The sequence below is a fragment of the Enterobacter sp. FUJ80071 genome, assembly GCF_038739915.1.
Taxonomy (GTDB): Bacteria; Pseudomonadota; Gammaproteobacteria; order Enterobacterales; family Enterobacteriaceae; genus Enterobacter; species Enterobacter kobei.
On sequence record NZ_JBBXKH010000001.1, the window covers coordinates 206,346 to 218,090 of the forward strand.

Below are 11,745 nucleotides of genomic sequence, written 5' to 3' on the forward strand. Positions count from 1 at the left end.
TCAGCCCCCTGCGATAACCTGAAACAGCAGGATCTGGTCGCCGTCATTGACCTGCTGATGTTCCCACTGCTCGCGCGGCAGGATCTGTTGATTGAGTGCCAGCGCCGTTCCCGGCTTGAGCTGACGTAACTTATCGAGCAGGGCGGCAATGGTCAGCCCGTCGTCGCAGCTTATCGGCTCATCGTTAAACAGAATGCGCATCGCGGCCTCCGCATACCGGGCAGTGGCTGGCGCGGTTTAAGGCCAGATGGCGCCAGCCGCCTGAACGAGCGTCGAACAGCCGCAGCGTATTACGTTCCGTCTCCATGCCGCTGAGCAGCTTGATGGCCTCAAGCGCCTGAAGGGTGCCCATCACTCCGACTACCGGGCCAAGAATGCCTGCCGTGCGGCAGTTGCGTGCGGGCTCGGCATCGTCCGGCCACAGGCAGCGATAGCAGCCCTGCGCCCAGGGGGGCGTCAGGACCATCATCTGTCCGCCGAACCCCACCGCGCTGGCGGTGATCAGGGGCGTGTTATTGATCACGCAGGCGGCGTTGATCGCCTGACGCGTCGCCATGTTGTCAGTGCAGTCCAGCACCACGTCGGCAAGGGCGACCTCACGGTGCAGATTTTCATCGCTCAGCCGCGTCTGGAGTGCAATCAGTTCGATATCCGGGTTGAGCTGATTCAGCCTCTGGCGGGTAATCTGCGCTTTGGGTTGATTAATGTCCTTTGTCGTGAAGAGGATTTGTCGCTGCAGGTTGCTGAGGTGCACCTCGTCGTCGTCGGCCAGCACCAGCGTACCGATACCTGCGCCTGCCAGATAAAGCGCGGCGGGGGCGCCTAATCCGCCCAGACCAACAATCAACACCCGGCTGGCGAGCAGCTTTTGCTGCCCGTCGATGGCGATATCCTCCAGCAGAATTTGACGGCTGTAGCGCATAAAATCGCGGTCATTCATCGCCCGCTCCTGCCAGCTGTAAAAGCCGTGCCGTGGCCGCCTGCCAGTCCGCCGCCTGGGTAATCGCGCTGACGACGGCGATACTGCCGACGCCGGTTTCCAGTACCGCAGGGGCGCGTTCAAGGCTTATCCCGCCAATGGCAACGGTGGGGTAATCGGCCAGGCGCTTAACGTGTAACGCCAGCTGCGTTAAACCCTGTGGTGCGGAGGGCATCTGCTTGGTTTGCGTCGGAAAAACGTGGCCGAGGGCAATGTAGGAGGGGCGCGCCGCCAGTGCCACGTCAATTTCCATATCGTCGTGTGTCGACACCCCCAGCCACAGCCCGGCTTTGCGGATAGCGTTAAGATCGGTAGTTTCCAGATCTTCCTGACCCAGATGGACGCCGTACGCCTGGTGCTTAATGGCCAGCCGCCAGTAGTCGTTGATAAACAGACGAGCGTGGTAGCGTCGTCCCAGCGCGATGGCGGCGATAACGTCGGCCTCAACTTCTTCATCGCGCTTATCCTTGATGCGCAGCTGGAGGGTGCGAACGCCTGCCTCCAGCAGGCGTTGGATCCACTCCACGCTGTCCACCACCGGATAGAGCCCTAAACGGAAGGGCACGGAGGGGAAATCAGGCTGGTACATTAGGCCTCCTCTTTTTTGAGGTAGATCTCGCCGCCTTTCGCGCGGAAGGTTTCTGACATGTCTGCCATACCCACTTCAATGGTCTGTGCGGCGGCGTAGTCGCGTACCTCCTGGCTGATTTTCATCGAGCAGAATTTTGGACCGCACATGGAGCAGAAGTGTGCCACCTTGCCCGATTCCTGCGGCAGGGTTTCGTCGTGGTAGGCGCGGGCGGTGAAGGGGTCCAGCGCCAGGTTGAACTGATCTTCCCAGCGGAATTCAAAGCGCGCCTTCGACATGGCGTTATCGCGGATTTGCGCCCCCGGGTGGCCTTTCGCCAGATCCGCCGCATGAGCGGCAATCTTGTAGGTAATTAGTCCTTGCTTCACGTCCTCTTTATTTGGCAGGCCCAGGTGCTCTTTCGGCGTGACGTAGCAGAGCATGGCGCAGCCGAACCAGCCGATCATCGCTGCGCCAATCCCGGAGGTGAAGTGGTCGTAGCCCGGTGCAATATCGGTGGTCAGGGGCCCCAGAGTATAGAACGGCGCTTCGTGGCAGTGCTCCAGCTCCTCGGTCATATTGCGGCGGATCATCTGCATAGGCACATGTCCAGGGCCTTCAATCATCACCTGTACGTCATACTCCCAGGCAATTTTTGTCAGTTCGCCCAGCGTGTGCAGCTCGGCAAACTGCGCTTCGTCGTTGGCATCGCGAATGGAGCCCGGACGCAGGCCGTCGCCCAGCGACAGGGATACGTCATAGGCGGCGCAGATTTCGCAGATCTCGCGGAAGTGTTCGTAGAGGAAGTTTTCCTGATGATGTGACAGACACCATTTTGCCATGATGGACCCGCCGCGGGAGACGATGCCGGTCAGACGTTTTGCGGTCATCGGCACGTAGCGCAGCAGCACGCCAGCGTGAATCGTGAAGTAGTCCACGCCCTGTTCCGCCTGCTCCAGCAGCGTGTCGCGGAAGGTTTCCCAGGTGAGGTTTTCGGCGATGCCGTTCACTTTCTCCAGCGCCTGATAAATCGGGACAGTACCAATCGGGACCGGGCTGTTACGCAGGATCCACTCGCGTGTTTCGTGAATATAACGGCCAGTTGAGAGGTCCATTACCGTGTCCGCGCCCCAGCGCGTTGACCAGACCAGCTTTTCTACCTCCTCTTCAATGGAGGAAGTGACGGCAGAGTTACCGATATTGGCATTAACCTTCACCAGGAAATTGCGGCCGATAATCATCGGTTCGGATTCCGGGTGGTTGATGTTGGCAGGGATAATCGCGCGGCCAGCGGCCACTTCGTCACGCACAAACTCCGGCGTGATGTTTTCCGGCAGGCTAGCGCCAAACCCTTCACCTGGATGCTGGTGGCGCAGCACTTCGCTACGGATACGCTCGCGGCCCATGTTTTCACGAATGGCGATGAACTCCATCTCCGGTGTGACGATCCCCTGGCGCGCATAGTGCAGCTGGGTCACGCGTTTGCCCGCTCTGGCGCGTTTTGGCGTCAGCAGACCGGTGAAACGCAATTCGTCCAGACCATCGTCGGCCAGGCGCGCTTTGGTGTACGACGAGCTTTGTTCGTTGAGTTCTTCACAGTCGTTACGTGCGTCAATCCACGGCTGGCGCAGCTTTGCCAGACCCCGCTGAACATTGATGGCAACAGAGGGATCGCCATACGGGCCGGAGGTGTCATACACCGGGACGGCTTCGTTATCTTCATATTGCGGGTTATCTTTGCTGCCGCCGATAAGCGTCGGGCTAAGCTGGATTTCGCGCATCGGCACGCGAATGTCGGGCTGTGAACCGGTGATGTATATGCGCTTCGAGTTCGGGAAAGCGGTACCTTCCAGGGTATCGATGAAGTGTTGGGTGTGTTCGCGCTGTTCGCGACGGGTCAGTTTAGTGGTAGACATAGCTCATTCCAGAAGTGAAGGACATGGCTTGTCAGACGACGGATGAAGCAAGAGAAGATCGCCTCAGGGGCGATACAACAGCAGTGTGACTCTTGTTCCCTTCGCAGGTATTAACCTGATCAGGTTCCGCGGATCCCGAATTAACGGTCTCAGCCCGCGCGTTTAAGCGCTGGGCACTCCGACAAGAAAAATCCCCCTCCGCAGAGGGGCGAATGGTTGTAAATTACTCGTTAACGATTAAGAACTCAAGCAGGGCGCGCGATGTTATCTTCGTTACTCACATCCAGGCCGTTATCCAGGACGAGGGCGATCAGCCTGTCTTCCAGCGTGAATCGCTCTTCCAGCGCTTCGCCAAGATCTGAAAGCGCCTGCTGGAACTCAAGATAATTGTCGTGATCGATGGCATTTTCGAGCGTGGAATCGTAGTAATCCATGATCTGCTGGGTGTTGGCTTCCAGCAGCGGATAGAGTTTACTGGCCGCTAAATACGGCGTTGTCCCTTCCATTTCGCGGATAATACGTTCATAAATATTGAAATGTCCGTCGGACAGGTAGTCGACCAGGCTCTGACAAAAATCATCCAGCGCTTTTTCATTCAGCCGCATAAACGATTCTTTGCCAGGCTTAATACCGACCAGATTGTAATAAGCCACGAGTAGATGCTTGCGTACATGTAGCCAGCGATCCACCAGTTTGTTACTTCCTCTAACGCGCTCAGTCAGGCTTTCTAGCTGGTTTAACATGGTTGACTCCGCAAGGTTGAGAATTGAATCTGCTTATCCAAAATGTAACCACAATGCTAACAACATGTCAGTGAAGCGAAGGTAGTGCAATAGATATGGATCGTATTATTGAAAAATCAGATCTGGGTTGGTGGATCGTCAGTCACGAACAAAAACTATGGCTTCCTGCCGGGGAGATCCCTTATGGCGCAGCAGAGGCGTTCGATCTTGTTGGCCAGCCAGCACTGAAGATTGGTGAATGGCAGGGGGATGCAGTGTGGTTGATCCAACAGCCTCGCCGTCAGGAGATGGGATCGGTTCGTCAGGTGCTGGATCAGGATGTTGGCTTGTTCCAGTTGGCGGGGCGCGGCGTCCAGCTGGCGGAGTTTTACCGCTCGCATAAATACTGCGGCTACTGCGGCCATACCATGCACCCGAGCAAAACCGAGTGGGCAATGCTCTGCGGCCACTGCCGTGAACGTTACTATCCGCAGATTGCACCCTGCATTATCGTCGCCATTCGCCGTGAGGATACTATCCTGCTGGCGCAGCATACCCGCCATCGCAACGGCATTTATACCGTTCTTGCCGGTTTCGTCGAAGTGGGTGAAACGCTGGAGCAGGCGGTAGCGCGTGAAGTGATGGAAGAGAGCGGGATCAAGGTGAAAAACCTGCGCTACGTAACGTCTCAACCGTGGCCATTCCCGATGTCCCTGATGACGGCGTTTATGGCGGAATACGACAGCGGTGAGATCGTTATCGATCAGAAAGAGCTGCTGGACGCGAACTGGTATCGTTATGACGATTTGCCTCTGTTACCGCCACCCGGCACCGTGGCGCGTCGGCTGATAGAAGATACCGTGGCGATGTGTCGGGCCGAGTATGAGTAGTGTTACACTGAGGCCATGACGCTTAAGGAACTGCAAAAATGACCGAACTGAAGAACGATCGTTATCTGCGTGCGCTGCTGCGCCAGCCCGTTGATGTCACCCCGGTGTGGATGATGCGCCAGGCAGGACGCTATCTGCCAGAGTACAAAGCCACGCGTGCGCAGGCAGGTGATTTTATGTCGCTGTGCAAAAACGCTGAGCTGGCGTGTGAAGTGACGCTCCAGCCGCTGCGCCGCTTCCCGCTGGATGCCGCCATTCTCTTTTCGGACATTCTGACCATTCCAGATGCAATGGGCCTTGGCCTGTACTTTGAAACCGGCGAAGGCCCGCGTTTTACCTCCCCGATCAAAAGCAAAGCCGACGTGGATAAGCTGCCGATCCCCGATCCGGAAGGCGAACTGGGCTATGTGATGAACGCCGTGCGCACCATTCGCCGTGAGCTGAAAGGCGAAGTGCCGCTGATTGGCTTCTCCGGTAGCCCGTGGACGCTGGCAACTTACATGGTTGAAGGTGGCAGCAGCAAAGCTTTTACCGTGATCAAAAAAATGATGTACGCCGAGCCGATGGCTCTGCATGCGCTGCTGGACAAGCTGGCGAAGAGCGTCACGCTCTATCTCAACGCGCAGATTAAAGCGGGCGCGCAGTCAGTGATGATTTTCGATACCTGGGGTGGCGTACTGACCGGGCGCGATTATCAGCAGTTCTCCCTGTATTACATGCACAAAATCGTTGATGGCCTGCTGCGTGAAAACGAAGGCCGCCGCGTGCCGGTGACGCTGTTCACCAAAGGTGGCGGTCAGTGGCTGGAAGCGATGGCGGCGACCGGCTGCGATGCATTGGGTCTCGACTGGACGACCGATATCGCTGATGCTCGCCGTCGCGTGGGCGACAAAGTGGCGCTGCAGGGCAATATGGACCCGTCCATGCTCTATGCACCGCCAGCCCGCATTGAAGAAGAAGTGTCGACTATACTCTCTGGTTTCGGCCAGGGGGAAGGCCACGTCTTTAACCTCGGCCACGGCATTCATCAGGATGTTCCGCCAGAGCATGCAGGCGTATTTGTGGAGGCGGTGCATCGGCTTTCTGCCCAGTATCACCAGTAAGGAGTGGTTATGGATCTCGCGTCGCTACGCGCTCAGCAAATTGAACTGGCTTCATCGGTGATCCGCGAGGATCGCCTGGATAAGGATCCCCCGCAGTACATTGGCGGAGCGGACGTCGGATTCGAGCAGGGTGGTGAAGTGACGCGAGCGGCGATGGTGGTTCTGAAATACCCTTCGCTGGAGCTGGTTGAGTACAAGGTGGCGCGTATCGCCACCACTATGCCGTACATTCCGGGTTTCCTCTCCTTTCGCGAGTATCCCGCGCTGCTGGCAGCATGGGAGCAGCTCTCGCAAAAACCTGACCTGCTGTTTGTGGATGGACACGGTATCTCACATCCGCGCCGTTTAGGCGTGGCCAGCCATTTTGGGCTGCGGGTGGATGTGCCGACCATTGGCGTTGCCAAAAAACGCCTGTGTGGCGCGTTTGAACCACTTTCCCCCGAGCCGGGTGCGCTGGCGCCGCTTATCCATAAAGGCGAGCAGCTGGCGTGGGTCTGGCGCAGCAAAGCGCGCTGTAATCCGCTGTTTATCGCGACCGGTCACCGGGTGAGCATGGACAGCGCACTGGCGTGGGTTCAGCGCTGCATGAAGGGCTACCGTTTACCGGAGCCAACCCGCTGGGCGGACGCCGTCGCTTCCTCGCGTCCGGCTTTTGTTCGTTGGCAGGAAATTCAGCCGTGATTCAGGTAAACTGCGGCTAATTTTCGATTCGAGACATCATCATGTTACAAAACCCGATTCATCTGCGCCTTGAGAAGCTGGAAAGCTGGCAGCACGTCACCTTTATGGCTTGCCTGTGCGAGCGCATGTATCCCAACTATGCCGCGTTCTGTAAGCAGACGGGCTTTGGTGATGGTCATATCTACCGCCGCATTCTGGATTTGATCTGGGAAACGCTGACGGTCAAAGACGCAAAGGTGAATTTCGACTCCCAACTGGAAAAGCTGGAAGAGGCGATCCCGGCCGCGGATGATTTTGATCTGTACGGTGTCTATCCGGCCATTGATGCCTGCGTGGCATTAAGTGAGCTGATCCACTCCCGTCTGAGTGGCGAAACCCTGGAGCATGCTATCGAAGTCAGTAAGGCATCCATTACGACCGTTGCGATGCTCGAAATGACCCAGGAAGGCCGTGAAATGACCGACGAAGAGCTGCGAGCTAACCCGGCGGTTGAGCAGGAATGGGATATCCAGTGGGAAATTTTCCGCCTGCTGGCAGAGTGTGAAGAACGTGACATTGAGCTGATCAAAGGGCTGCGTGCGGACTTACGTGAGTCGGGCGAGAGCAATATTGGTATAGTTTTTAACCAATGAGACAACAAAACGTGATTTAACGCCTGTTTTGTCGCACCTCGACTCTTCCCTTCTGCCCCCCGTCTGGTCTACATTTGGGGGGCGAAAAAAAGTGGCTATCGGTGCGTGTATGCAGGAGAGTGCTTTTTTGGCATTTTCGTCGCACTCGATGCTTAGCAAGCGATAAACACATTGAAAGGATAACTTATGAACAAGACTCAACTGATTGATGTAATTGCGGACAAGGCTGATCTGTCTAAAGTGCAGGCTAAAGCTGCTCTGGAATCTACCCTGGCTGCTATTACTGAGTCTCTGAAAGAAGGCGATGCTGTACAACTGGTTGGTTTCGGTACCTTCAAAGTGAACCACCGCGCTGAGCGTACTGGCCGCAACCCGCAGACCGGTAAAGAAATCAAAATCGCCGCAGCTAACGTGCCGGCATTTGTTTCTGGTAAAGCACTGAAAGACGCTGTTAAGTAAGACGCGTGGCAGTGAACAGTTTTAGCGAAGGGGCGGCAACGCCCCTTTTGTCATTCTGGCGTGGAACGCTCGCGCTGGCAGGCGTGCTTCTGCTGTCTGCCTGCAGCCACGACACCTCTCTGCCACCGTTTACCGCCAGCGGCTACGCTGACAATCAGGGTGCGGTGAGGATATGGCGCAAAGATTCCGGCGGCGAAGTGCATCTGCTCTCCGCTTTCAGTCCGTGGCATAACGGCAATACGTCGACCGCGGAGTATCGCTGGCAGGGTGATTACCTGTCGCTGATTGAACTGAACGTCTACAGTAAAACCCCCGAACATGTGAAAGTGCGTTTTGACGACCATGGTGAGCTGAGCTTTATGCAGCGTGAAGTGAGTGGTCAAAAACAGCAGCTTTCCAGCGATCAGATTGCCCTCTACCGCTATCGTGCTGAACAAATCCGCCAGACCAGCGATGCGCTTCGTCTTGGACGTGTGGTGCTGCGTCAGGGGCGCTGGCATAACGATGGCACGGTAACCACCTGCGAAGGGCAGACGGTGAAGCCTGAGCTTGAATCCTGGGCGACCGAACATATTCAACGCCGTCAGCGTCATTCATCAATGGAAGTGAGTGTGGCGTGGCTTGAGGCGCCGGAAGGCTCTCAGCTGTTGCTGGTGGCGAACGAAGATTTCTGCACGTGGCAGCCGACAGAGAAGAGTTTTTGACGTAAATCCCCTCTCCCTTGAGGGAGAGGGTTAGGGTGAGGGGGAAAATTACTCGCCCTGCTCGCGCGCAATCGCACGATAACCAATATCCTGACGGCTAAAGCTACCGTTCCAGTGAATATCCGCCATCAGCGCATAGGCACGCTTCTGCGCTTCTGCAACGGTATGACCCAGTGCGGTAGCACACAGGACGCGGCCGCCGTTGGTCAGGACGCGCTCGTCGTCAGACAGTTTCGTACCCGCGTGGAATACCTTCGCACCGTCAATCTCTTCCAGCGGCAGGCCGTGGATTTCATCACCGGTGTTGTAGTTACCCGGATAACCGCCCGCGGCAATCACCACGCCCAGAGACGCACGTTCATCCCACTCTGAGGTTTTCTCGTCCAGCTTGCCTTCGCAAGCCGCCAGACACAGATCGACCAGGTCCGATTTCATGCGCAGCATTATCGGTTGAGTTTCCGGATCGCCAAAGCGGCAGTTGAACTCGATAACCTTAGGGTTGCCCTGCTTGTCGATCATCAGACCTGCATAGAGGAAACCGGTGTAGGTATTCCCTTCCGCCGCCATGCCTTTCACGGTAGGCCAGATAATGCGGTCCATGGTGCGCTGATGTACTTCATCCGTCACCACCGGGGCAGGGGAGTAGGCGCCCATCCCGCCGGTATTAGGACCGGTATCGCCATTACCCACGCGTTTATGATCCTGGCTGGTGGCCATCGGCAGAACGTGCTCGCCGTCGACCATGACAATGAAGCTCGCTTCTTCGCCGTCGAGGAACTCTTCAATCACGATACGGTGGCCTGCATCGCCAAAGGCATTGCCAGCCAGCATATCCTGAACCGCGGCTTCCGCTTCTTCGAGGGTCATCGCAACGATAACGCCTTTACCGGCGGCCAGACCGTCGGCTTTAATAACGATCGGCGCGCCTTTTTCACGCAGGTAAGCCAGAGCTTGCTCCACTTCGGTGAAGTTCTGATATTCCGCCGTCGGGATGTTGTGACGTGCCAGGAAATCTTTGGTGAAGGCTTTAGACCCTTCCAGCTGGGCAGCACCTTCCGTTGGTCCGAAGATTTTCAGGCCAGCAGCGCGGAACGCGTCAACTACGCCAATCACCAGCGGCGCTTCCGGGCCGACAATGGTCAGATCGATTTTCTCATTCTGGGCAAAGTTCAGCAGGGCTGGGATATCGGTCACACCGATGGCGACGTTCTGCAAAGCGGGTTCCAGGGCAGTACCGGCATTACCCGGTGCCACGAAGACCGTTTTCACCCGCGGAGACTGCGCCGCTTTCCACGCCAGGGCGTGCTCGCGTCCGCCGTTACCAATCACTAATACTTTCATTTTTCTGCTCCGGGAATTAATGGCGGAAGTGGCGCATGTCGGTGAAGATCATCGCGATACCGTGCTCGTCGGCGGCGGCAATCACTTCGTCGTCGCGGATAGAACCACCAGGCTGGATCACGCAGGTAATGCCTACAGCGGCTGCCGCATCGATACCGTCACGGAACGGGAAGAAGGCATCAGAGGCCATGGCGGAACCTTTCACTTCCAGCCCTTCATCACCTGCTTTGATCCCGGCAATTTTCGCAGAGTAGACACGGCTCATCTGGCCTGCGCCTATTCCGATGGTCATGTTCTCTTTGGCGTAGACGATGGCGTTGGACTTGACGAACTTCGCCACTTTCCAGCAGAACAGCGCGTCACGCAGCTCCTGCTCGCTCGGCTGGCGTTTGGTCACTACGCGCAGGTCAGCTTCTGTCACCATACCCAGATCGCGATCCTGAACCAGAAGGCCGCCGTTCACGCGTTTGAAGTCCAGACCCGGCACGCGATTTGCCCACTGGCCGCAAATCAGTACGCGCACATTCTGTTTTGCCGCGGTGATTTTCAGCGCTTCTTCGGATGCCGATGGTGCAATAATCACTTCAACAAACTGACGGGAGATGATGGCCTGCGCGGTTTGGGCATCCAGCTCGCGGTTGAAGGCGATAATGCCGCCAAACGCGGAGGTCGGGTCGGTTTTGTAAGCACGGTCGTAAGCGTCCAGAATAGAGGTGCTCACCGCCACACCGCAAGGGTTGGCGTGCTTGACGATAACGCAGGCTGGCTCGCTGAACTCTTTCACGCATTCCAGCGCAGCGTCGGTGTCAGCAATATTGTTGTAGGAGAGCGCCTTGCCCTGAACCTGCTGAGCGGTGGCAACCGAGGCTTCTTTGATCTCTTCTTCTATATAGAAGGCAGCCTGCTGGTGGCTGTTCTCGCCGTAACGCATATCCTGCTTCTTGATGAAGTTCAGGTTCAGCGTGCGCGGGAAGCGGCCAGAAGGATCGTTGCTTTCACCGTGGTAAGCCGGCACCAGGCTACCGAAGTAGTTGGCGATCATGCTGTCGTATGCAGCGGTGTGTTCGAAGGCTTTGATAGCGAGGTCGAAACGCGTGTCGAGCGTCAGTGACCCTTCGTTGGCATCCATCTCGCTAATAATGGTGTTGTAATCGCTGCTCTTCACCACGATGGCCACATCTTTATGGTTCTTGGCTGCAGAGCGCACCATGGTCGGGCCGCCGATATCAATATTTTCTACCGCATCTTCCAGAGAGCAACCTTCGCGGGCAACGGTCTGGGCAAACGGGTAGAGGTTAACGACAACCATGTCGATTGGCGCAATATCATGCTTTTCCATAATGGCATCGTCCTGGCCGCGACGGCCAAGAATACCGCCGTGCACTTTCGGATGCAGAGTTTTGACGCGTCCATCCATCATCTCCGGGAAACCGGTGTAATCGGACACTTCGGTTACCGGCAGACCTTTATCTGCTAACAGGCGTGCGGTGCCGCCTGTAGAAAGCAGCTCCACACCGCGTGCAGAAAGTGCCTGAGCGAATTCGACGATACCGGCTTTATCAGAAACACTGAGCAGAGCGCGGCGGACTGGACGACGTTGTTGCATGGTAAATCCCCTGGATTTCACGATTACAGAGAGCGTTAGATGAATTTTCCTGCGAAAAACTCATCTAACACACCTGACGAGGCATCCTTGTGAAGCGCGAGCATTTTAACGAAAACGTTTGCGCAACGCTCGCACATTTTTACT

13 protein-coding genes and 1 riboswitch are annotated in these 11,745 nt (G+C 56.6%); of the genes, 6 read left to right on the plus strand and 7 right to left on the minus strand.

Going from position 1 to position 11,745, the window contains the following annotated elements:
* The 5 genes from thiS to AAER43_RS00990 all read right to left on the minus strand — a co-directional run bounded on the left by thiS (position 1) and on the right by AAER43_RS00990 (position 4,206).
* Positions 1 to 201 carry a sulfur carrier protein ThiS gene (thiS, locus tag AAER43_RS00970; protein WP_014882071.1) on the minus strand — a complete coding sequence of 67 codons (201 nt, stop codon included), beginning with the start codon at positions 199 to 201 and terminating at the stop codon, positions 1 to 3.
* Positions 185 to 940, minus strand: coding sequence for a thiazole biosynthesis adenylyltransferase ThiF (gene thiF, locus AAER43_RS00975; protein ID WP_047028103.1), 756 nt, complete (start codon positions 938 to 940; stop codon positions 185 to 187). Before thiF ends, thiS begins: the two co-directional genes overlap by 17 nt.
* Complete coding sequence (gene thiE / locus AAER43_RS00980) at positions 933 to 1,568, minus strand: thiamine phosphate synthase (protein ID WP_057057908.1); 636 nt, start codon at positions 1,566 to 1,568, stop codon at positions 933 to 935. Before thiE ends, thiF begins: the two co-directional genes overlap by 8 nt.
* On the minus strand, positions 1,568 to 3,463 hold the full coding sequence (gene thiC / locus AAER43_RS00985; protein ID WP_050862833.1) for a phosphomethylpyrimidine synthase ThiC: 1,896 nt from the start codon (positions 3,461 to 3,463) through the stop codon (positions 1,568 to 1,570). The genes thiE and thiC overlap by 1 nt, the downstream gene beginning before the upstream one ends.
* A 79-nt stretch (positions 3,464 to 3,542) precedes the next feature.
* A riboswitch (TPP riboswitch) is annotated at positions 3,543 to 3,654 on the minus strand.
* A gap of 54 nt (positions 3,655 to 3,708) precedes the next feature.
* A complete protein-coding gene (locus tag AAER43_RS00990) occupies positions 3,709 to 4,206 on the minus strand; it encodes an Rsd/AlgQ family anti-sigma factor (protein ID WP_014882075.1) in 498 nt (165 codons plus the stop codon).
* Positions 4,207 to 4,301: 95 nt separating this feature from the next.
* Between AAER43_RS00990 and nudC the strand changes: the two genes are divergently transcribed.
* The 6 genes from nudC (at position 4,302) to AAER43_RS01020 (ending at position 8,654) form a co-directional block, all read left to right on the plus strand.
* Positions 4,302 to 5,075, plus strand: coding sequence for an NAD(+) diphosphatase (nudC, locus tag AAER43_RS00995; RefSeq protein ID WP_023338926.1), 774 nt, complete (start codon positions 4,302 to 4,304; stop codon positions 5,073 to 5,075).
* Between the two features lie 38 nt (positions 5,076 to 5,113).
* Positions 5,114 to 6,178 carry a uroporphyrinogen decarboxylase gene (hemE, locus tag AAER43_RS01000; protein WP_023336588.1) on the plus strand — a complete coding sequence of 355 codons (1,065 nt, stop codon included), beginning with the start codon at positions 5,114 to 5,116 and terminating at the stop codon, positions 6,176 to 6,178.
* A gap of 9 nt (positions 6,179 to 6,187) precedes the next feature.
* A complete protein-coding gene (gene nfi / locus AAER43_RS01005) occupies positions 6,188 to 6,859 on the plus strand; it encodes a deoxyribonuclease V (protein WP_057057910.1) in 672 nt (223 codons plus the stop codon).
* A gap of 41 nt (positions 6,860 to 6,900) precedes the next feature.
* Entirely contained in the window at positions 6,901 to 7,491 is a 591-nt protein-coding gene (locus AAER43_RS01010) for a YjaG family protein (RefSeq protein ID WP_050862832.1), read from the plus strand.
* Between the two features lie 186 nt (positions 7,492 to 7,677).
* Positions 7,678 to 7,950 carry a nucleoid-associated protein HU-alpha gene (gene hupA, locus AAER43_RS01015; protein ID WP_002445246.1) on the plus strand — a complete coding sequence of 91 codons (273 nt, stop codon included), beginning with the start codon at positions 7,678 to 7,680 and terminating at the stop codon, positions 7,948 to 7,950.
* A gap of 11 nt (positions 7,951 to 7,961) precedes the next feature.
* Positions 7,962 to 8,654 carry a DUF1481 domain-containing protein gene (locus tag AAER43_RS01020; protein WP_014882080.1) on the plus strand — a complete coding sequence of 231 codons (693 nt, stop codon included), beginning with the start codon at positions 7,962 to 7,964 and terminating at the stop codon, positions 8,652 to 8,654.
* A gap of 48 nt (positions 8,655 to 8,702) precedes the next feature.
* On the opposite strand, the gene purD is transcribed toward AAER43_RS01020, so the two are convergent.
* Both purD and purH read right to left on the minus strand, forming a co-directional pair.
* On the minus strand, positions 8,703 to 9,995 hold the full coding sequence (purD, locus tag AAER43_RS01025; RefSeq protein ID WP_050862831.1) for a phosphoribosylamine--glycine ligase: 1,293 nt from the start codon (positions 9,993 to 9,995) through the stop codon (positions 8,703 to 8,705).
* Between the two features lie 16 nt (positions 9,996 to 10,011).
* Positions 10,012 to 11,601, minus strand: coding sequence for a bifunctional phosphoribosylaminoimidazolecarboxamide formyltransferase/IMP cyclohydrolase (gene purH / locus AAER43_RS01030; RefSeq protein ID WP_023331770.1), 1,590 nt, complete (start codon positions 11,599 to 11,601; stop codon positions 10,012 to 10,014).
* Positions 11,602 to 11,745: the final 144 nt, after the last annotated feature.

Coding starts and splice junctions, on each gene's coding strand:
- thiS (WP_014882071.1), bottom strand. CDS start 201: ATGCGCATTCTGTTTAACGATGAGCCGATAAGCTGCGACGACGGGCTG.
- thiF (WP_047028103.1), bottom strand. CDS start 940: ATGAATGACCGCGATTTTATGCGCTACAGCCGTCAAATTCTGCTGGAG.
- thiE (WP_057057908.1), bottom strand. CDS start 1,568: ATGTACCAGCCTGATTTCCCCTCCGTGCCCTTCCGTTTAGGGCTCTAT.
- thiC (WP_050862833.1), bottom strand. CDS start 3,463: ATGTCTACCACTAAACTGACCCGTCGCGAACAGCGCGAACACACCCAA.
- AAER43_RS00990 (WP_014882075.1), bottom strand. CDS start 4,206: ATGTTAAACCAGCTAGAAAGCCTGACTGAGCGCGTTAGAGGAAGTAAC.
- nudC (WP_023338926.1), top strand. CDS start 4,302: ATGGATCGTATTATTGAAAAATCAGATCTGGGTTGGTGGATCGTCAGT.
- hemE (WP_023336588.1), top strand. CDS start 5,114: ATGACCGAACTGAAGAACGATCGTTATCTGCGTGCGCTGCTGCGCCAG.
- nfi (WP_057057910.1), top strand. CDS start 6,188: ATGGATCTCGCGTCGCTACGCGCTCAGCAAATTGAACTGGCTTCATCG.
- AAER43_RS01010 (WP_050862832.1), top strand. CDS start 6,901: ATGTTACAAAACCCGATTCATCTGCGCCTTGAGAAGCTGGAAAGCTGG.
- hupA (WP_002445246.1), top strand. CDS start 7,678: ATGAACAAGACTCAACTGATTGATGTAATTGCGGACAAGGCTGATCTG.
- purD (WP_050862831.1), bottom strand. CDS start 9,995: ATGAAAGTATTAGTGATTGGTAACGGCGGACGCGAGCACGCCCTGGCG.
- purH (WP_023331770.1), bottom strand. CDS start 11,601: ATGCAACAACGTCGTCCAGTCCGCCGCGCTCTGCTCAGTGTTTCTGAT.